Origin of the sequence: Nocardia sp. NBC_01499 (genome assembly GCF_045040275.1) — a bacterium.
GTDB lineage: Bacteria > Actinomycetota > Actinomycetes > Mycobacteriales > Mycobacteriaceae > Nocardia.
The window spans coordinates 8,156,117-8,178,327 of record NZ_CP109426.1; the positions used below are offsets into that span (position 1 = coordinate 8,156,117).

A 22,211-nucleotide genomic window follows, 5' to 3' on the forward strand; every position below is an offset into this window, starting at 1 on the left:
TGTTCGTTGATCGGCGCGACGACACCCTCGCGGCGATAGGCAGCCGTGGAGGGACGCACAGCGCCAGGCCCGGGTTCCGGCAGCGGCAACGCGGTAGACCCACGCCCGACCGCCGGACCGAGTCGACTCGAAGGCCGTCGCATTTTCGTCGCCAGGCTCGGTGAGCTGTTCGCCGCGGCCGGGACGCCGCCGGTGAAGTCGGTGGTCCGCGCCGCCAACGCGCGAATCCCGGACACCGCGGCGCGCATCACTGCCCAGCGGATCAGCGACTGGCGCCGCGGCAACCGCACACCGGCCACCTTCCTCGCGATCCGCCCGGTGCTGGAGGTCTTGATCGCGGAGGCCAGGCGCCGGGTCGCCAGCAACCCCGGCATCGACGCGACCCTGCTCGATCTGGTGCGCTGGCACGAGGACTGGAAGGCGGCCAGGGTCGAGCCGCCGGTCGCCGACGTCGAACGCGAGCCCTACCGAGGCCTCTGGGCATACCGCACCGAGGACAGCGACCTGTTCTTCGGCCGCGACCAAGCGAAAAAGCAACTGCTCGAGCTGATTTCGACCGCCGAATCCGCCGAAGCCCCGTCGATGGTGCTGCTGCTCGGCGGCTCGGGCGTCGGCAAATCGTCATTGCTCGCCGCGGGCTTGCTCGCCGCGCCGGGTTCGCGGACGCCGATCACCATGACCCCGGGCAAGGATCCGATGACCGCCCTGGCGTCCGCGCTCCGAACGCGGCCGCCAGGCCACTGTCTGCTGGTCGTCGACCGAGGCGAGGAACTGTTCACGCGCTGCCCGAACGACGCACTGCGCCAACAGTTTCTGTCCGCGTTGACATCGCTCGCGACCACCGACGCCGAACAACGCACCACCGTCGTCGTAGCCTTCGACACCGCGCACCTGCCGAAGCTGTTGCGCTACCCGGTATTGATGACGGTGCTGCGCGACCACACCATGCTGCTCAACCCGATGACGCCGGAGGAACTGCGCGAGGCGATCGTCCGGCCCGCCACGGTCACCGGGCTGCGGGTCGAGGACAGCCTGGTCGAGGTCCTGCTGCAAGACCTCGACGCCATCGAGGCGCACAGTTCGGCACGCCTGCCGCTGTTGTCCTTCGTACTCGCCGTGACCTGGTCGAACCGCCGCAGCAAGACGCTGACGCTCGACGCCTATCGCGAGGCGGGCGGACTGGCTCGCGCCTGCGCGGTGGGTAGCGAGATGTTCTGGTCCGAGCTCACCGAAAGCGAACGCGAGGCCGCCCGGCATGTGCTCATCGCGCTGACGGTCATCGGACCAACCGCGGTGGTGCGCAACCGGATGTCGATCGAGCTACTGGTCGACGAGTCCGCGGATCCGGAATTGACGCGATTGGTCATCGAGCGGATGACCGAAGTGCGAATGATCGTGCAGCGCAACGGCGAAATCGAGCTGGTGCACGATCTGCTGCTGACCGGCTGGCCTCGAATGGCCGAATGGTTGTCCGCGGAAAAGGAATTCGCGCCCGACCGCCAGCGTATCGAATCCGACGCACGGGAGTGGGTACAGCAGGACCGTCCAACGGCATTGCTCTACTCCAGGACTCGGCTCGAGGACGCGGCCGGGTGGATGCGGCGCACGGAGTCGTCGAACCGGATTGCCAGGGAGTTCGTGGCCGCCTCGCTGACGCGCCAGCACGCCAGGACGGTGCGGCGCCGGGCGATCCTGTCCGCTATCGCGGTATTGACCGTTGTGGCACTTGCACTTTCGGTGATTGTGATCGCACAGCGCGCGGCCGTCGCGCAGGAACACAAGGACGTGGAACTCGGCCAGCTCATCGAGGAGTCACAGCGGATCGAGGGCGTGGACCCCGGGCTCTCCGCTCAGCTCGCGCTTGCGGCATATCGGATGAGCCCGGATGACCCCACCGCGCGGGCCCGCCTACTGGCGGCGCAGGAACTGCCGATCGAGATCACCTCGACGGAGGGGCACGATGGCCTGGTGCGCGCCCTCGCGTTGAGTACCGCGCGGCGGCTGCTGGCCAGCGCGGGCAGCGACGGCACCATCCGACTGTGGGATCTCTCGGAGCCGCGAACGATAGCTGCCGCCGGGCAGCTCAGCGGCCACCGCGGCAACGTCGAATCGGTCGCGTTCAGCCCGGACAACAGCAAGCTGGTCAGCGCGGGCAGCGATGGCACGGTACGGGTCTGGGATGTCTACGATCCACGCGCGCCACGCCAGCTCGGTCAGGTCGACATCGGCACGGTCGCCACCTCTGTCACGTACTTACCCGATGGACGTTCGATCGTCGCGGGTGGTGTCGACGGAACGCTGAACTTCCTGAATGCCGATACGCCACAAACGATTCGGCGGATCGGTGCACCCATCGCCGCGCACGCGGGTGGGGTAAAGGCGCTGGCGCTCGCGCCGGACGCTGCGGTGCTTGCCACCGCCGGAAACGATCGCACGGTGCGACTGTGGGCCGTTGGCGACTCCGAAAACCCAACCCAGATAGGGGCACCGCTCGACAGCGAAGGTGCCGTTCCGGCAATCGCTTTCGGCGAGGGCGGGCGGATCGCGGCCGGTACCGCCGATGGCCTGCTGCAGGTCTGGGATGTGCGCGACCCGGCTCGGCCGCGACTGATCGACCGGAAACAGCAACGGTCGGTGCCGATTACGCATCTGCAGTTCTGGCTTGGTGGTCAGGTCCTCGCTACCTCGGACGCGGGCGGTATCGCTCGTGGTTGGGAAACCCGCGGCTACGACGGCATTTCCGGCGTTCCCCTCGAGGTCAACGGCAACAGCCGTTCCAATCAGCAGTTCGCGATCGTCTCGGAAACCCAGGTGGTGAGCGCGGGCTCGGACGGACGGATCCGGACCTGGACGCACGCGAGGGTGCAGATGCCCATCCTGTTCGAGGGCGCACTCAGTTCGGCCAGCTTCGACACCTCGGGCAAACTGCTGGCCAGCGGCCTTCGCGACGGACGAATCGGCGTGTGGGACATCAGCATCCCGTTCTACAGTCGATTGATCGGCGAGGCGACGGCAGGCCCGCCCGATCGCCGGGGCCCGCAGGTCGCGCTGCGTCCGGACGGCGGGCTGCTCGCCACCGCGGGCAATGGCGAAGTGCGACTGTGGAATCTGGCCGACCCCGCGCGACCCGCACCGCTCGGCGCACTGCCGGGCGGCCTCAGTGGACCGATCGCCTTCGACCCGAGCGGGAAGCGCCTGCTCACCGGCATCGACCGACAGTCGCTTCAGCTGTGGGATGTCGCCGAGCCGTCCGCGCCGCGACTACTAGGGCAATTGCCGACCGGACACGATCGAGAGATCGAACTGGCGGTGTTCGCGCCGAGCAGGTCGCTGGTCGCGGCCGCCGACGACGATTCGCGAATCCACCTGTGGGACATCACCGATCCGGCCAAGCCGGTCGAGGCATCCCTGAACACCCAGGGCGGCAACGCGCGTGCGCTGGTCTTCGCCCCCGACGGCAAGACCCTCTTCGGCGCGGACGACAAGGGCATGATCCGCTCGTGGGACGTCACCGATCTGGCGCGGGTTCGCGAATTGGGCGCACTGCGCGCGCATACCGCCGCGGTACGGACGCTGGCGATCGATCAATCCGGCCGCCGCCTTGCCTCGGGCGGTGACGACCAGGCCGCCCGCCTGTGGAACATCTCGGACCCGTCCGATATGAAGCCGCTGGGCGACCCGATCCAGGCGAAGATCGGCTGGACGTGGTTCGTGCGCTTCGATCCGAAAGACGACTCCCGCCTGATCGGCATCGGCGATCAACTGTCGGAAATCTGGCATATCGACCCGGACGCGGTCGCGGACAAACTGTGCGCCTCCTCGGCCTCGCAGATCGATGAGCAAACCTGGCGAGACCTGTTTCCCTCGATCGACTATATCCGTCCCTGCTGAGCACCTACCGCTGATTCACCTGTGTCCGAGACGAATCCGACTATCCGACGACCTCCGCTCGGTGCACCAGTTCGATGGCGTCCGACTGTGCACGCGAACAGTCTTGCCCGGGAATCGACCTAAGTCGAAGTTAGAGAGTGATCGTTCTCTACTATGGCGAGGGTGGGACCGAGCGGAGGGCTGCGACATGTCTGATAAACGCCTGGACGGCAAGGTAGCGGTGGTGACCGGGGCGGCGTCGGGAATCGGTGCGGCGACGGCCGTCGAATTCGCCCGTCGCGGTGCCACGGTGGCCCTTGCCGACATCGATGAGACGGGAATGAAGGAGACGGCGGACCGCGTGGCCGGGCTCGGCGCCGAGGTGAGCACGCACCTGGTCGACGTCGGCAACGAGGACGCGATCTACGCCTTCGCCGACGCCGTCGAAAGACGGTGGGGCAGGGTGGATATCGTGTTGAACAACGCCGGAGTCGCGGTACTTGGCGACGCCGTCACGCTCAGTGACGAGACCCTGCGGTGGATCGTGGACATCAACTTCTGGGGCGTCGTACACGGCACCCGGGCGTTCCATCCGATTCTGGAACGATCCGGCGGCGGCACCATCGCCAATGTGTCGAGCATATTCGGATTGCTCGGAATGCCATGCCAATCGGCCTACAGCGCAACGAAGTTCGCGGTCCGCGGCTTCACCGAATCGGTGCGAATGGAGTTGCGGCTAGCGGGATCTCCGGTGCGCGTCATGGCGGTGCACCCGGGTGGGATCCGGACCAATATCGCGCGGTCAACCCGGATCGAGGGCACCGGTGTCGCCCGCGCCGACTCCGCCGCGGCCAATGTCGAGATGTTCGACCAGATGGCGCGAATGTCACCGGAACAGGCGGCGGTGGCGATCGCCGAGGGGATCCGGCGCGGCAAGGCGAAGGTCCGAATCGGCGCCGACGCGGTGGCAATGGACATCATCCAACGGCTGTTCCCAGTCGGCTACCAGCGCATCATGGTGGCCGTGATCAAGCTCGGAATCCGCTCGACGTTGAAAAGATCACCGGCAGAAGAGGAATCATGAGTGTGCTCCGCACCGACCGTGACGGCACTGTCCTGACCGTCTGGCTGGACAACCCGCCCTACAACTTCCTCACCAGCGAAATCATGACCGCGCTTGCGGACCTGCTCACCTCGCTGGAACACGACGACACCATCCGCGCCGTCGTACTCACCAGCGCCGTCGAGGATGTCTTCGTCAGCCATTACGATGTCGCCGAAATCCTCGCTGGCGCTGCGGCATCCCCGGTCACCCTCACCCGGCGCACCGCCGCCGCGGCCCTGCGCACCAGCCGCGCCGCCGACCACATTCCCGGCGGCCAAGCGGCACTCGCTCGTGCCGGTGCGGGCGGCGTCGCCGATCTGCGCCGCTATCACGAGGTGTGTCGCCGAATGCGTAACTCCGACAAGGTATTCGTCGCCGCGCTCAACGGCCGCACCCTCGGTGGCGGCTGCGAGCTGGCGCTGTCCTGCGATATCCGGCTGATGGCGGATGGCCCCTACGAGATCGGCCAACCCGAAATCCTGGTCGGGATCATCCCGGGCGGCGGTGGCACGCAAATGCTCACGCGGGTGCTCGGTGCCGCCCGCGCACTGGAATTGTGCCTGGAAGGCGCCCCGATCACGCCCGCCCGGGCCCGCGACATCGGCCTCGTGCACCGATTGGTCGCACCGGCCGACCTGATGGACGAGGCCCTCGGCACCGCCGCTCGCCTCGCCCGCAGATCACCGGTCGCGGTCGCGGCCCTCAAACGCGCCATCTACGAGGGTGGCTCCGAATCCCTGGAAAAGGGACTGCATGTCGAGCGAACCGGCTTCCTGGAATCGAGCTCGACCGCGACCGCCCAACGCGCGATGACGGCGTATCTCGAAGAGATCCGCGAGGTCGAACGCAGCGGCCGCGACCTGGCGACCTTCATCGCGGAACGGCTGCCCCGATGGGTCGAAGGCAGCGTGGTCGACTTCTAACTCGAGCGGGTTTCGGCAGGGCAAGCGCGATACCAAGTGCGACAACAGGAATCGCTTCGAACCGCGAGCTGAAGTAACGGCGCATAAAGGCGACTTGTCGGCAATGGCCTATTCGGGTGAATTGCGCAGAATACTGTTCACCGGTCTTTCGTGACGTCCGTCATAGAGATCGGTCGTCTTATCCATAGACAGTTCACCGAGAGTTAAAGCCGATCTAACTACACTTTTCGACCAAGGGGGTCCTGGGGGGAATCAATACGTTGGATCGAGCCTCGCTGGAGGGCAGAGAGGTTCGCCGTGGACATCGATATCGGTGACGTGGGCACCGGCACCCTCGAGCAGGGTGTCGGCAAAGGTATGCGCACTGTGCGGCTGATCGCCGTGCTCGGCGCGCTGTCCGCGTTCGGCCCGGTCACCACCGACCTCTATCTGCCGAGCCTGCCGCAAACCGCCACCGCATTGCATACGTCGCAGTCGGGCGTGCAGTCCTCACTCACCGCGTGCCTCATCGGCCTCGCGTTCGGTCAGCTTCTCGTCGGTCCGATCAGTGACGCACGGGGGCGCCGCGGGCCGATGATGGCGGGCATGGCGCTGTTTTGCGGCACCTCGCTGCTGTGCGCGATCGCGCCGAATGTGGTGGTATTCGACCTGTTTCGGCTGCTGCAGGGAATCGCGGGGGCGGCGGGCATCGTCATCTCGTTCGCCGTTGTCCGGGATATCTACCAGGGCGCCGCGGCCGGAAAGGCCTTCTCGATCCTGCTCGCCGTCAATGGCGTCGCGCCGATTATCGCGCCCGTTGTCGGCGGTCAGTTGTTGCGGTTCGTGGACTGGCGTGGTGTGTTTCTGGTGCTTGCCGGACTTGGTGTGGTGTTTCTGGCGCTCGCCTATCTCTGGGTGCCCGAAACCCTGCCGGTCGATCACCGGCGCGGCGGCGGCATCGTGATGATGGGCCACGATATGCGACAGGTGGTGCGGGACCGGTCATTTGTCGGGTACGCACTCGTTGTCGGATTGTCCTTCGGTGCGATGGTCGCCTATATCTCCGCGTCGTCATTCGTATTCCAGGAGGTGTATCGGGCGTCACCGCAGTTGTTCAGCGTCTTCTTCGCGATCAACGGCGCTGGAATACTGGTCGCCAATGCGGCAAATGCTCGGTTGTTGAATCGGACCACGCCCCGCACGCTGCTCGATATCGGTCTGATCGGATTAGCGCTCGGCGGCGCGGCGGTGCTCGTCGTGGTCGCGGTGGGCAGCCTCGGGCTGTTGTTCCTGGTGCCCGCGCTGTTTCTCATGGTGGCCTCGATCGGCTTCATCATGCCGAACGCCACCGCGCTCGCGCTCGAACCACACGGCGCAACGGCCGGTAGCGCCTCGGCAGTGCTCGGGTTCACGCAGTTCCTGTTCGGCGCCGTCGTCGCGCCGCTGGTCGGGCTCGGTGGGGTCAGTGCGGTCCCCATGGGCGTTGTCGCCATCACTTTGTGCACGCTCGCCGTGATCGTCCGAACGGTGTTGTGCCGCCCGGACATTCGCGGCGCGGGTGCTTCGAGAATTCCAGGGAGTCGAAGGCGATGGAACAAGATGTCGTCGTGGTGGGCCTCGCCTGCCGATACGCGAACGCGCGCGATTCCGGAGAGTTCTGGCGAACGTTAGCGACGGGACATTCCGATATCGCGGAAGTCGGCCCGGATCAGTGGGATCGGGACCGATTCTTCGCGCCGGGCGACCGCAACCCGGGCAAGATCAACACGAAGTGGCTGGGCAGGCTGGCGGGGGCGCGCTACTTCGACAACGCGTTCTTCAACCTGTCGCCACGCGAAGCCGTCGCCATCGATCCGCAGCATCGGCTGCTGCTCGAGGAGACGTGGCACTGTGTAGAAGATTCCGGCCTGCCGATCGACCTGCTGCAGTCGGGTCGCACGTCGGTGAACGTCGGGCTGATGGCGCAGGACTATCTGATCAAGGGGATCTCCAACAACAAGCAGGTCGACGCCTTCGATCCCACCGGCAACTACGCGTGCATCGCGGCGAACCGAATCTCGTTCCTGCTCAACCTGAACGGGCCGAGCAGGACCGTCGATACGGCCTGCTCCGCCTCGCTGGTCGCGCTGGCACAGGGTCGCGCCGACCTGCTCACCGAGGACTGTGATTTCGCGCTGGTCGGCGGGGTGAACGTGGTCTGCTCGCCGTGGCGGTATCTGGCGTTCTCGCAATCGCGAATGCTCAGCCCCGACGGACGGTGCTTCACCTTCGATCGGCGCGCCAACGGTTATGTGCCGGGGGAGGGCGTCGGTGTCGTGCTGCTGACCACCCGCGCGAAGGCGGAGCGGCTCGGCTGCCACATCTACGGTGTGCTGCGCGGCATCGCCACAAATCACAACGGGCACAACAGAAGTCTCACCGCGCCCAGCGTCGCGGCGCAGACGGACGTGATCAACCGGGCGCTGGCCGCGGCGGGTGTCGAGCCGTCGGCGGTGAGCTATGTCGAGGCGCACGGCACCGGTACCAGCCTCGGCGATCCCATCGAGATCGAGGCGCTGAACAGCGTGTACGGCCGGAATCGCGGCACGCCGTTGGCCGTTGGCTCGGTGAAGACGAACATCGGCCACGTCGAGGCGGGCGCGGGGATGGCCGGGCTGATCAAAGTCCTGTTGATGCTGCGGCACGGCCGCATCGCGCCCACAGTGAACATGGAGATCCACAACCCGCTGCTGCATGCCGTCGGTGCCACGATCCGGTTCCCGAACGCCCTCGTCGACTGGCCCGCCGAGCATGGACCGCGCACGGCGGGGATCAGCTCGTTCGGCTTCGGCGGCGTCAATTGTCATGCGGTAGTTCAGGAATACGAAGCCCCGGCCGGTCGGCGGGACCCCGCGCCGCGGCACGGGCCAGCCGTCTTCACCCTCGCCGCGAAAACTCCTGACGCACTGCGCAAGACGCTCGCCGCGTGGGCGGACGAACCACGCTGGGCCGAACCGGAATTCGTCCCGCAGCTGTGTCATGCGGCGAACCAGCGGCTGTTGAGCCTGCCGTATCGGCTCGGGGTCCCCGCCGACGGTATCGCGGATCTGCTTGCCGCGGTGCGTCGTGGTGAGCTGAGCGCTGTCCGTTATGTCGCCGCGCAGCCCGAGCCGATAGTGCTGCTCGCGCCGCACGACTCGGCAAGTGCCACAGCGGGTCCGGTGTCCGACTCGGCGGCCGGTCGTGAACTGCGCGCACTGATCGCCGACCGTGACGGAGAATTCGCCGCGGACGGGCGCCTCACGCGGTTCGTGGCGCACCTCGACGGTCTGGCCGAGCTGACCAGGCGCCGGGTGGCGATCACCGAGGTGGTCGCCCTCGACGCGGTCGGCACGGCGGCGGCCCTTGTGCACGCGCAAGCGATTCCGATGGAAGAAGCCATCGGCGCGCTGCTGGTCGACGATCCGCTGGTCTTGCAGGCATCACCGCGCTACACCGTGCTGGTCGGCGATGAATGCCTGCTGCCCAACGAGATCGACGCGGACTACCTGCGCGACCTGGTGACCGGCTGTGCCAGCACCCTGACCGAGGTCACGCCGTACATCACCCAGGCGGCGCTGCTGCTCGACCATCAGCACACCTTCGCCAGGGCGCTCGGCCGCTGGGAGCAATTGCTGTCCGCCCGAAGCTTTTCGGTGGTCGAGGCGATCCGCCGGTTCGGTGAGGTGGCGCCGGAACTGACGCCGGAGCAGCTTGCCGTGCTCGCGCTCGCGGTGAATGTGGCGGCGGGCGAGATCGACCGCGCGTGGGGATTGACGCCGCCGGGGTGGCTGCCGCCCGCGACGGCGGAACTCGCCGTGCTGATCTGTGATGGGATCGTGGACCGAAGTGATGCTGTGGCAGCGCTTTTCGGCGATGCGGAGCTGTCGGATATCGCCGATAGCGCACGCAGCCGAACAGTAGTGCGGTCGGCGCGGTTACCTCGGTTCCGCGTGCTGACGAAGCGGACCGAGCAGGCCTATACCGGGCGTCGGCTGGAGCTACCCGCTCCGGGTGCCGACCTCGCGGGGGCTGTCGCCGCGCTCACCGAGCGATCGTCGGCCGTGGTTGTGCTCGGGCCGCTGGACGAAGCATCGGGGGAGGTGGTGCGGATCGCCGATGGCGACCAGCGCACGGTGACCGCCGCGTTGCTCGAATTGTGGTTGCGCGGTTGCGATCTCGATTGGGCCGGGCCGCAGCTCGATGAGACGCCGCGGCTGCCCGGGCTGCCCGGCTACGTGTTCGATCAGCATTCGTTCTGGCATGAGGACACTGATCTTCGTATCGACGGCCAGGTGCCCGATGTGCCGTCAGCGGATCTCGCGATTGCCCAGTTGTCGGAATCTAGTGGTGAGGTTTCGGCTGAAAGTCCCGAGTCCCTCCCGGTATTCGCGGGCACGAGTGCGCCGCCGCCGGAGTACACGTCGCGACTGGAACAGCTCCTGATCGATCTGATCGCCGAGGCGACCCGGTCACCGCGTGAGAACCTGCGCGCGGCAACGGAGTTCGCGGACATCGGTATCGATTCGCTCATCATTCACACGCTCAACCTGCAGCTGTCGGAGCGGTTCGGCGACATTGCCGCGACCTTGTTCTTCGAATGCCGCGATATCGGTGAGGTCGCTGGTCGGATTCAGCGCGACTACGCGGACGGCGTTGGCAAGCATTTCGGCTCCGCACCCGCCACCGAACCGGCACCCTCGGTTGTCGCGCCCCCGGCCGCGCGGCCCGTTGTGCGGCAGCGGATTCGGCAGGAGTCGGCCGACGACGGCATCGCTGTGATCGGCTTCGACGCGAGGTTCCCCGGCGCCGATACGGTGCCGGAGTTCTGGCAGAACCTGTGCGACGGCGTCGATTCCGTCGCCGAGATCCCCCTGGACCGCTGGGATCACGCCGAGTACTTCGATCCGCGACGCAACGTGCCGGGCAAGGTCTACTCGAAATGGGGCGGATTCCTTTCCGACGTAGACCTTTTCGATGCTGCGGCCTTCGGCATCGCCCCGGTCGAAGCCGTCTTCATGGACCCGCAGGAACGGCTGTTCCTCGAGGCCACCCGTGGCTGCCTCGAGGTCGCTGGCTATTCGCGGGAGCGGCTCAGCGCGGAGCACGACAATCAGGTCGGCGTCTACGTCGGCGCGAGTTTCAACAACTACCAGCTCGTGCAGCACGAAGCCGCGGGCGCGAACTCTTACGTGCCGATCAACTCGCAGACCTATGCGGTAGCCAACCGAGTCTCGTATCTCAACGATTTCCGCGGGCCCAGCCTGACTTTGGACACGGCGTGCTCCTCGTCGCTGTACGCGCTGCACTTCGCGTGCGAAAGTCTGCGCCGCGGTGAATGTTCCCTCGCGGTCGCCGGTGGCGTGAATCTCACGCTGCACCCGTCGAAGTACCAGATGCTGGCCCAGTACCAGTTCCTCTCCTCTGACGGTCGCTGCCGGGCCTTCGGTGAAGGAGGCGACGGTTACGTTCCGGCCGAGGCTGTCGGCGCGTTCCTGCTGAAGCCGTTGGCCGACGCGGTCTGTGACGGCGACCGGGTCTATGGCGTGATCCGGGGGAGTGCGCTCACCCACGGCGGCCGGACAAACGGTTTCACTGTGCCGAGCCCGGTAGCGCACACCACGGCCATCGAACGCGCGCTGCGTCAGGCGCGTTGGACGCCCGACACGATCACCTACTTCGAGGCGCACGGCACCGGAACCCGACTGGGCGACCCGGTCGAAATCGCCGCCATCCGTGACGCTTTCGAGACGGCCACGCCGCGGCAGCGACAGTGCGCCATCGGTTCGGTCAAATCGAATATCGGGCACGCGGAAGCAGCCGCCGGAGTCGCCCAACTGGCCAAAGTGCTACTGCAACTGCAGAACCGCACCCTCGTCCCCTCGCTGCTGCACGCCGAACGCACCAACCAGGCCATCGACTTCGCCAACTCACCGGTCTACGTCCAACGAACACTCGAGGACTGGGATCCCGCCCGTATGGGTGCCGGTGCCATCCCGCGCCGTGCCGGACTGTCGTCGATCGGCGCGGGCGGCACCAATGTCCATGTCCTGATCGAGGAGTACCCGTCATGAATGCCCCCACCCCTCGATACGTCATCGGCATATCCGGCAGAACCACGGAAACACTTGCCGCCCAAGCGGACACGCTCGCCACCTACCTGGACGCGACCGAACGGGACCCGCGCCGAGCGGCTTTCGCGGGCACGGTGACCCTCCCGGCAGTCGCGAAAACCTTGCTACGGCACCGCGACGCCTACCCGCACCGATTCGCCTTCGTAGCGACCACGCTGGCCGAAGCGATCGAGTCCCTGCGCTTCTTCGCCGAACACCCTGATAGCGGAAACCAGCTGCGGGGGAAGGGAATCTACGCAGGCCGAGTCGAGACGAACCTGTTCGGCGATAGATTGAACGCAGACCAGGACTACGTGCAAAACCTAACCGCCGCCGGACACTACAACCGGCTGGCCGGTCTATGGACAGTCGGCTTCCCCATCGACTGGACCATCGTCCACCCACAACTGGACCTAGAACTCCCCGCCTACCTACCCCCCACCCCCTTGTCGCGCCAACGATTCTGGCCAACACCCACCACCCACCCCGATGCGACCAGCCCATCGGCGCAGCCCGAACCGACGACAACGCAGCCCCCACCGACCCACTCCACCGTCGCAACTGACCTGCCTGCGCCCACCGAGGCGACTGGGCCGATCGCGCAAACCGGGCTGACCGTGGCGACCGCGCCGACAGTCCAGACTGCGGCGAGTGACGCGACCGCGCCGAGTGCGCCGACGGTGCTGGCTGCGCCGACCGCGGTGACTGCGCCGACCGCGAGGACCGGGCTGACTGTGGCGACCGCGCCGATGCCCCAGACTGCGGCGGTTGCCGCGGTGTGGCCGACAGCCGTGACTGCGCCTACCGTGCCGACTGCCTCGACGATTTCGACTGCGCTGGCCCGGCCGAGTGCGCCGAGTGCGCCGACTGCGCCGACCGCGGCGACTGCGGCGACTGCGGCGACCGCGCCGACTGCGCCGACCGGGCTGACTGCGGCGACTGGGCCGATTGTCCCGACGGCCGTGACCGCCCCGATCACTCTGCCCGGGATTACGGCCCATATCGCGCCGACCGCCGCGACGGGGCCGACCGTTGCATCCGCTCCAATCGTCGCGTCAGCTGCGTCGGTGATGTCCGACGCCAGCACCGGCGATCTGCGTTCGGAGCTGGCCGATCTGCCGTCGACGCTGCGCCGCCAACTCCTCCGCGGCCGTCTGCAGGGCTGGATTGGGGACGCTCTCGGGTACTCGGACGGGGAGGTGCCCGCTGTGGATATGGGGTTCTTCGATATCGGGATGACGTCGATTCATCTCGCCGAAGTCCGCACCAGGATCTCGGCCACGCTGGGTTTTGAGCCTGACGAGACGACCGCATTCGACTACCCGACGATCACCGAGTTCGCCGACTATCTCGAACGGTCGCTCGATAGTGCGGTAACCCAGCCGGTTTCGGTTCCGACCTCCTTGCCTGTGCTACGCGCCGAGGACACCTCCGGCGGCGAGAACATGCTGACCGCACTGGATTCCGCTGCCATCGACGATCTTTCGCCGGTGGAGCTCGAGCGCGTCCTTACCGCGATTCTCTGACGCCCGGCTATTCGATCGAGGAACCAGATGACACCCGAAGAAGAAAATGGGCAGCTCAGGGCACTGTTGCGGAAGTCGCTGGCGACGATCCGGGAACTGAACCGGGAGACGGCGACCAGTACCGGTGCCGTAGCGCCCGTTGCCATCATCGGCACCGCATGTGAACTCCCGGGTGGTGCGGATTCACCGGAGGCCTTCTGGGAGTTGTTGAATTCCGGAAAGTCCTGTGAGCGTGACGCTCCCGCGAGCGAGTGGCTGCGCACCGTGCACAGCCAGTACTTCGCGCAGCACCCAACAGCGGCAGCCTATGCGCCCGCGAACTACCTCGATCGTGACGTAATGCGCTTCGATCCACGGGCTTTCAACATCTCGCCCAACGAAGCCCGCGATATGGACCCGACCCAACGGTTGGCGTTGAAGCTCACTACTCAGGCGCTGGAGCGGGCGGGCTACAACCCGTGGCGGATGACGGGCAAGGTCGGCGTCTACTTCGGTGTCATCGGCGGCGAATACGGCGCGCTGGCCCGAAAGTCCACGGAGCCGGGTCATTACGTGGCGACGGGCACCCTCGACAGCGTCGTGTCCGGGCGCATCAGCCACACCTTCGACTTCGCCGGGCCCGCGCTCTCCATCGACACCGCGTGCTCCTCCTCCCTGGTCGCCTTGCATCTGGCCTGCGAGGGCATCCGCAACGGCGATTGCGACGTGGCGGTGGTCGGCGGCGTGAACCTGCTGCTCGACCCGTCGGTGGTCGGCGCGCTGGCCGGCTTCGGCGCGCTGTCGCTGGACGGCCGCTGCCATCCGTTCACCGGCGACGGCCAGGGCTACGGTCGCGGTGAGGGCGGCGCGGTCGTCGTGCTGAAGCGGTTGACCGACGCCAGGGACGACCGCGACGAGGTACTCGCGGTGGTCCGCGCCACCGCCGTCAACCACGACGGCCGATGCAGCGGCCTGACCGTGCCGAACGGACGAGCACAGCGGCACTTGCTGACCGAGGCATTGCGCAAGGCGGGTCTGCGCGGAGCCGAGGTGGACTACCTCGAAACCCATGGAACCGGAACACCATTGGGCGATCCAATCGAGATGACGGCGGCCAGCGCGGCGTACTGCCAGGACCGTCCGACCGGCCGCCCTTTGATCGTCGGATCCAACAAAGTGCAGATCGGCCACCTGGAGGCCGCTTCCGGGCTGGCATCACTGCTCAAAGTTGTTCTGGTGCTGCAGCATCGCCGTATCCCGGCGCAACCAGGATCCGACGCGCTCAACCACACGATCGACTTCGAGAAACTGGGACTGCGGGTCCCCGACGCGCACCTGGACGTCCCCGGACGCGAATTGGTCGCCGCGGTCAGCTCATTCGGCTTCAGCGGCACCAATGCGCACGTGGTGATCGGCAGTCCCGAAATGCGGGCGCGTACCGAGGGCGTCGAGCACCGCACGCACGCACTGCTACTCGGCGCCCGATCCGCGAAGACATTGGCGACCACCATCGATGACGCGGTGCGATACCTACGTGCCACACCCAACGCCAAGGTCGAGGACGTGTGCTTCACCTACGCCACCGGTCGCGCACACGGCCCCTACCGCACCTACGTGACGGGCGCGAATCGCGACGACCTCCTCGACGCACTCGAAACCCTCGCCACTACACCGCATTTCACCATCAGATCGCAACTGACCCGAACCGGACCGCTGAAACCGGTCTTCGTCCTCGCGGGACTGATTCCCCAGCAACCGGATCCACGCGCGGACACCTGGTACCGCGCATTCGCCGGATTCCGCAACGGATTCGACACGGTAGCCACCGCATGGACCACACGCCGCGGCACGTCACTGCCGAGCGGAAGCCGCACCGACAGTCCGGCCGAGGCGGCCTGCCACCAACTCGCCGTACTGTCCGGACTCATCCGGATGTGGCACAGCTTCGGCATCGAACCGGAGATCTGGTGCCCCGACGGCATCGGCCTATACGCGACAGCCCTCGAAACCGGTGCGCGCAGCCCGGATTCCATCGTCGGCGAACTGATCGACGCGTTCGCAACCGCGCACCATGTGCCGACCTGCACGACGCCGACCGGCGTTGCCGCGCTGCGGATCCCGGAGGGCACCCGCCCGGCAACGCGCGAGCCCGCGCAGGCGTTTCGTTTCGAGGCCGCCGTGATCTGCCCGGCCACCGGCGAATTCCTCAGCCCACGCAAGGCACTCGACCCCGACTACTGGATGGAAGCCGCACGGGCCGAACCCGACCTGGCCCGCACCGCGCGTCTCTGCGCTGGTCACGACGCGCGGGTGGCCATCGTGCTCGGCCTCGAATCGGCGCCGACACGAGCGATGACCGACGCACTCTCCGTGGTCGAACTCGCGTCGGACACGGACGCACTGCTCGCAGCCCTGGTACGCCTGTACGAGCTGGGCGCGGAGATCGATTGGGCGGCCTGGTATGAGGGCACGCGGGCTCATCACATCCTGGTGCCCACCTCGGCCTACGAAGAATCGACCTACGTCCTCGAGACGACGCAGGAAGAACCGGCCGCCGTACCCGTCGGCGACCCGCTGGAGCCCCGCACCCATCCCTCACCCCGCGGCAGCTCCGAGCTGGACTTCGTGCTGACCAGCAGCGTGCTCCCACTGGCCGATACCCACAACATCGTGCACATCGGCTATTTCGTCGAGATGGTGCTCCGCGCCACCGCCAGGCTCGCCCCGGACGCCCGCTTCGATATCGCGGAAATGACCTTCAGCACCGCGCTCGTCGTCACGGACAAGCCGGTCCCGGTCCGCCTAGTCTTCGACGACATCGACTCCACGGCACCACGATTCGGGTTCCACTCCCTGGTCGACGCCGAAGCCAACCGCTGGCGAACCCATGTGTCCGGCGTGCTCGCCAAGCGCTCCGATCCGCCCCCGGTCTTCGCCGAAATCGCCGGTGCGTCAGGCGGATTCGACACCGCATACGCCGGCCCCGAGTTCTATACCGCCATGCGGAACCGTGGCCTGCGGCTGGGACGGAGCGTCCGTGCCGTCGGCGCGGTGCGCCGCGCCGGTACCGTCGCGATCGCCGATATCGATCCCGCGCACATCATCCGTACCGAACGCGCGGCAACCCGGGTCGCGCCCGGAATCCTCGACGCGTGCGCGCAAGTGTTCCACGTCCTCATGCCGGACGTCGTCCCCGCGGGCGCCGCGTTCATGGTTGAACGCCTGGCGGGACTGATCGTGCGTCCCGGTAAACCGGTGGCGCCGCACACGATTCGGGTCGACGGGATCCGCCTCGCCCCAGACGGCAAGAGCGTGGTCGGCCGCTTCGCCCTGCTCGATGCCGACGCGGCCACGATCGTGGAATGCCAGGCCTGCACCATCCGCTGGATCGACAGCGGTATCGATTCGGTCATCGCCGCCTCGGACGCGTCGACGGACACGCTGCGGCTGACCTCGGACGAGATCGCCGAGATCAACACGGCGCGAGGATCAACGGCGCAGGGCCTGCTCGAGGCCGCGGTCGGTCGCCTGATCGCCGAACTCACCGGCATCCCAATCACCGACCTCAGCGCCGCCGACACGACCGCCGCGCTCGGCATCGACTCGATCCAGGCGACCCGGCTGTACCGAGCACTGGAACCGGTCAACCCACGCGAGCGGGTCGAGCTAAGCGATCTCGTGCAGGGCATCGCCATCGCCGACCTGGCGGCTCGGCTACACACCGAGGCCGAAAGCGCACCGGAGCAACCATCGACTGCGAAACCGTATCTCCCGCCGCGTAATTCCGACGCACCGTTGCGCTTGCTCTGCATCCCCTACGGTGGCGGCAGCACGCTGCTGTTCCACGGCTGGCAGTCCCAGCTACCCGCCGACATCGAGGTATGCCCGGTCGCATTGCCCGGCCGTGGCACCAGACTCGGCGAGCCGCTCGTGCCCGACGTCTACCGCATAGTCGACGAGCTGACCGACGAGGTACTCCGTTCCGGCGACGGACCATTCGCGCTCTACGGACACAGCGCGGGCGGATTGATCAGCTACCTACTTGCCCTCCGCCTGCGCGAGCGCGGCCACCCCGGACCACGGCACCTGTACATCGGTGCGTTCAGCAGCCCCGATCACACCGGTAACCCCTTCTACCTGGCGTGCCGAGAAGAGTTGCGGCAGGCGGGTTATCCGGATCTGCCGAGCGACGAGGACATCCGCGACCGCACCGATCCTCAACTCGAACGCCTGGCCGGGCTGCTGCGGTTCCCCGCCCTCGACGCCGACGCGGCCTTCCTGCGGATGGCACTCCCCATCCTGGCCAACGACATTCGCATGGTCGGCAGCTTCCGGCAGGCTGAGGCGAAGGTGCTGGACGTGCCGATCACGGCCCTGCACGGCAGCGGTGACGATCGCGTCACGGAAGCGAATATGCGCGGCTGGTCCGCCTGGACGTCAGCGGATTTCGACCTGCACGTCCTCGACGGTGACCACTTCTTCCTGCACCCCGAGCAACGCCGCGCCGATGTGTTGGAGATAATCGCGAGGGGCGCCCGATGAATGGATTCGCCAGCACGCCACCGCAATACGACGTGATCGTCATCGGCGCCGGACCCGTCGGCCTGTTCACCGCGGTACTGCTCGGCCAGTACGGCGTGCGCACGCTGGTGGTCGAGCGCAGGCAGCAGATGTACACCTACCCGCGCGCGATCGGCATCGACGACGAGACCATGCGCGCCATGCAGGCGACCGGCATCGCGGACACCCAGCTGCCGCGACTGCGGTACTCGCCGACCATCGAATACCTGTCCCCGGTGGGCTATTCACGTTTCCAGCCGCCCGCGACGCCGGGCCCCTTCGGGCATCCGTTCCTCGCCACGTTCCTCCAGCCGAGGCTGGAAGCTGGCCTGCGCACCCGGTTGGCCGAGCTGCCCTCGGTCGAGCTGCGCGAGGGCACCGAGTTCGTCGACTTCGACGAGGCGGGCGGGATCGTCACCCTGATGCGCGACGCCGACGGGCGGGAACTGCGCGCGTCCGCCCGCTTCCTGCTCGCCTGCGACGGCGGCCGCAGCCGCGTGCGCCAACAACTGGGCGTGGAACTGGTCGGGGCAACCCAGGAGGAGAAGTGGCTGGTCGTCGACGTGCGCGATGATAAGTTCCTCGCGGCGGCCATGCGCGAACGGCACGAAGACACCGCCGATCAACCGATGGTGTCGATCTCGCTACCGGAAGGGTTGCGCCGCATCGAATGCCGACTGTCGGCCGTGGCCGCGCGGTCCGAAGTCGTTGGGCCGGAACTCATTCGGGACGCACTGCGGCCACTGGTCGCCGATCACCCGGTCGACGTCGTACGAGCCGCAGTGTACGAACGCTACTTTCGGCACGCCGAACAACTGCGCGACGGAAACGTCTTCCTGCTCGGCGACGCCGCGCACCTCGTACCGCCCTACGGCGGCCAGGGCCTGTGCTCCGGCGTCCGCGATGCCGTCAACCTGGCCTGGAAGATCGCCTTCGTGCTCCAGCGCCGGTTACCCGCCGACATCCTGGACAGCTACGACATCGAGCGCGGCGACCATCTCGCGCGCACCGTGGCATTCGTGCGGCATCTTGCCCGCCGGATCGAGGGTGACACCGGCGAAGCCCCGGGTGCTCGCGAGTTGTCGGTGCAGGACCAGCGCCGCGCCAAACCCGCACCCGAGTACGAAGCTGGGTTCTTCGACGAAAAGGCTTGCGGCGGAAAGATGTTCCCGCAACCCGTGGTGCTGCACGAAGGCGTCGCGCAACCGCTGGACAACCTGCTCGGTCATGGTTTCGCGGTGCTGGCGCGAACGCACAGTCGTATCTCGGCCATCGGGTGGCGGGCGCTGCTCGGTGCCGACACGGTGGTCGTCCAGGTGCGCGCCCATGGGGAGCCGAAGAAGCGAGAACCGGGGGTGATCGTGCTCGACGATGCCACTGGCGACGTGGTGCGCGCCATCGGGGACGCCGACTTCGTGGTGCTGCGGCCGGACCGATTCGTGTTCGCCGCGTACCGCGACGCCATGGCACCTCGGATCGCCGAGTGTCTGTCGGCCTGGCAGCTGTCCGGTGGCGGTGTGTGGTGATCGAAAGTTCCCATGGCACAGGACAGGTCGACGTGCTCATCGTCGGCGCGGGCCCGGTCGGGCTCACTATGGCCTTGGCACTGGCCAACAATGGCGTGCGGTTCCGGATCGTCGACAAGCTCGATCGATGGTCGGAGCTGAGCAAGGCGATGACGCTGACACCGCGGACCCTCGAATGCTTCCGGATGCTCGGCGTCGCCGACCGGTTCCTCGAAGAGGGCATCCTGTCGCGTCGCATCCACCACTACACCGAGCGACGAAGCCCCATCGCGGTCACCGATCTGGCCAGGCTCGACGGCGAATTCCACGGCGTGCTACACCTCAGCCAGCGCAGGACGATCGAAATCCTCACCGCCGCACTGGCCGAGCGCGGCATCCTCGTCGAGCGCGGTCTCGCACTCGCGGAGATCGAGCAGCTCGGGACGGATCACGTCTGCACCCTCACCGCGGCCGACGGGACCGTCACCACGGTGGAAGCGCGTTATGTAGTGGGGGCCGACGGCAGCCGCAGCCGAGTACGGGAGGTGATCGGGACGGCCTTCGACGGCGCGGAGCAGTCGGAGACCTTCATCATGGCCGACATCGAAATAGCTGGTTTCCCTTACCATCCCGAAGATCGGCACGCGTTCTATCTCGACGAGGGCACGTTCTTCACCATCCTGCCGATCGACGGCCGCTACTTCCGGCTGATATCGACCTCGCGCACCGCGTCGGCCGAGGTCGACGAGGAATTCATCCTGCGCCGATTCGACGCGCTGCTGCGCACCGTCGGCCTCGCGCACGTGAAACTCGGAGATCCGTTCTGGCTCACCCGATTCAACCCGCGTCAGTACCTCGCCGAACGACTACAGGTCGGTGGCGTCTTCCTCGTCGGCGACGCCGGGCACATCCAAAGCCCCATCGGCGCACAGGGATTGAACACCGGCATCCAGGACTCGATGAACCTGGCCTGGAAGCTCGGCAGCAGCCTGCGCCACGGCGGCACCGCGGTGCTCGGCAGCTATCACGACGAACGGCATCCGGTCGCCAAGCGGCTCTTCGAATACAACAACATGCTCAGCGAACGGATCTTCGGCCGCAATCGCCTCAAGCGGCAGCTGCTGCGCTACCAGAACTATCTGCTCCGGCTACCCAAGTTCCATGCCGAGGAGCTGGCGAAGGTCAGCCAGTACCGGGTGGGCTATCCCGCGGGCGGTCTGTTCGCGCGCCCCGCGCCGGGCAGCACGCCGGGCGGGCCGCGGGTACGCGTCGGAGAACGCATGCCGCACTGCGCCTTCGAGACCGCCAACGGCCACCCCCTCCGGCTGCTCGACGAACTGGGCGCCTACCGGCACGTTCTGCTGGTGTTCGCCGGGGAGGACACCGACCCGCCGGAAACGTTCGCCGCGGAGGTCGCCGCGGAAACCGCCTGCTATGTCGTCTACGACCGCCCGTCACCACGACAGAAGTACCGGCGACCGGAGGGCGGCAACGTACTGTTCGACGTTTCTGGACACTGGCGCACGCGGATGGGGGTGCCGCCGCGCACCGGCGTGCTGATCCGCCCGGACGGCTACGTGGCGGCGGTATTCCGGCATGGCGACCAGCAGACGCTCGAAACCTATTGGGATCTACTCACATCCACCACACCGCGGACCGAGGACGGACTATGAAGGCATTGCGTTTCGACCAGATCGGCTCACTCGACGCCCTCGCCCTGGCGGAAGTGCTTCGGCCAGAGGCGATCTCGGGCGAGGTCGTGGTGCGCATCCAGGCCGCCGGAGTCAATCCGAGCGACTTCAAGAACGTGCTCGGCAAGTTCCCGTATACGACCGTGCCGCGCACGCCCGGCCGCGACTTCGCCGGCGTCGTCGTCGACGGTCCCGCCGAGCTCATCGGCCAGCAGGTGTGGGGCAGCGGACGCGAACTCGGGTTCGTCCGCGACGGCTCACACGCCGAATACCTCGCGCTGCCCGCCGCGGGTGCCGCACGCAAACCCGCCGCCCTTTCCTTCGCCGAGGCTGCCGCGTCCGGTGTGCCGTATCTGACCGCATGGGAGGCCGTCGAGCGGATCGGCGTCGGCGCGGGCACCAGCCTGGTCCTCATCGGCATGGGCGCGGTCGGCACGGCGGCCTATCTGCTCGCCACCGCCCGCGGCGCCGATGTCGTTGTCGGCGTGCGCCGTTCGGCACACGCCGAGGAACTGCGCGCCCGTGGCGTCGAGGCGATCGTGCTCGACGACACCGAGAAGTTCGCCGCACAGGTCCGCGACCGTTTCGCCAACGGCGCCGAGGCCGTGTTCGACACCACCGGCTTCTGGCTGCCCGCGGCGATCACCGCGCTCGGCACCGGCGGCCACATCGCGGTGATCGCCGCGCCCGCCGACGGTCACGAGCGGGTCCCGGTGCTCGACCTCTACCGCCGCGGCGGCACCCTCGTCGGCGTCAACTCGGCCAGGCACGACACCGTCGCCAGCGCGGCCGCGCTGAACAGCATTGGCGCGCTGTTCGAATCGGGCGCGCTGCCGGTGCCGACCGGTATCATCGCCCGCCCGCTCGACGAGGCGGTCGAGACCTATCGCGAGCTGGCCGCGGGGGCCAACGACAAGTTCGTCTTCCTCAACCCCTGACCGA

The 22,211-nt window shown here is 67.2% G+C and carries 10 protein-coding genes; all 10 read left to right on the plus strand.

What is annotated here, in order from left to right:
- Nucleotides 1–45: 45 nt before the first annotated feature.
- The 10 genes from OG203_RS37445 to OG203_RS37490 all read left to right on the plus strand — a co-directional run bounded on the left by OG203_RS37445 (nt 46) and on the right by OG203_RS37490 (nt 22,207).
- Nucleotides 46–3,891 (plus strand): WD40 repeat domain-containing protein, encoded by a 3,846-nt coding sequence (locus OG203_RS37445; RefSeq protein WP_405161924.1) that lies wholly within the window; start codon nt 46–48, stop codon nt 3,889–3,891.
- A 187-nt stretch (nt 3,892–4,078) separates the two neighbouring features.
- Entirely contained in the window at nt 4,079–4,954 is an 876-nt protein-coding gene (locus OG203_RS37450) for an SDR family NAD(P)-dependent oxidoreductase (protein ID WP_405161925.1), read from the plus strand.
- Nucleotides 4,951–5,898: an enoyl-CoA hydratase/isomerase family protein gene (locus OG203_RS37455; protein WP_405161926.1), complete on the plus strand. Its 948-nt coding sequence runs from the start codon at nt 4,951–4,953 to the stop codon at nt 5,896–5,898. Before OG203_RS37450 ends, OG203_RS37455 begins: the two co-directional genes overlap by 4 nt.
- Nucleotides 5,899–6,195: 297 nt before the next feature.
- The gene (locus tag OG203_RS37460) at nt 6,196–7,548 is read left to right on the plus strand and encodes a multidrug effflux MFS transporter (protein ID WP_405161927.1); all 1,353 of its coding nucleotides are present in this window, start codon (nt 6,196–6,198) and stop codon (nt 7,546–7,548) included.
- Nucleotides 7,467–11,969 (plus strand): beta-ketoacyl synthase N-terminal-like domain-containing protein, encoded by a 4,503-nt coding sequence (locus OG203_RS37465; RefSeq protein ID WP_405161928.1) that lies wholly within the window; start codon nt 7,467–7,469, stop codon nt 11,967–11,969. Before OG203_RS37460 ends, OG203_RS37465 begins: the two co-directional genes overlap by 82 nt.
- The gene (locus OG203_RS37470) at nt 11,966–13,534 is read left to right on the plus strand and encodes a phosphopantetheine-binding protein (RefSeq protein WP_405161929.1); all 1,569 of its coding nucleotides are present in this window, start codon (nt 11,966–11,968) and stop codon (nt 13,532–13,534) included. The genes OG203_RS37465 and OG203_RS37470 overlap by 4 nt, the downstream gene beginning before the upstream one ends.
- A 27-nt stretch (nt 13,535–13,561) precedes the next feature.
- Complete coding sequence (locus OG203_RS37475; RefSeq protein WP_405161930.1) at nt 13,562–18,055, plus strand: beta-ketoacyl synthase N-terminal-like domain-containing protein; 4,494 nt, start codon at nt 13,562–13,564, stop codon at nt 18,053–18,055.
- Nucleotides 18,052–19,599 carry an FAD-dependent monooxygenase gene (locus OG203_RS37480; protein ID WP_405161931.1) on the plus strand — a complete coding sequence of 516 codons (1,548 nt, stop codon included), beginning with the start codon at nt 18,052–18,054 and terminating at the stop codon, nt 19,597–19,599. Before OG203_RS37475 ends, OG203_RS37480 begins: the two co-directional genes overlap by 4 nt.
- Nucleotides 19,596–21,251: an FAD-dependent monooxygenase gene (locus tag OG203_RS37485; RefSeq protein ID WP_405161932.1), complete on the plus strand. Its 1,656-nt coding sequence runs from the start codon at nt 19,596–19,598 to the stop codon at nt 21,249–21,251. The genes OG203_RS37480 and OG203_RS37485 overlap by 4 nt, the downstream gene beginning before the upstream one ends.
- Nucleotides 21,248–22,207, plus strand: a complete 960-nt coding sequence (locus OG203_RS37490) for a zinc-binding alcohol dehydrogenase family protein (RefSeq protein WP_405161933.1) — start codon at nt 21,248–21,250, stop codon at nt 22,205–22,207. The genes OG203_RS37485 and OG203_RS37490 overlap by 4 nt, the downstream gene beginning before the upstream one ends.
- Nucleotides 22,208–22,211 lie beyond the last annotated feature (4 nt).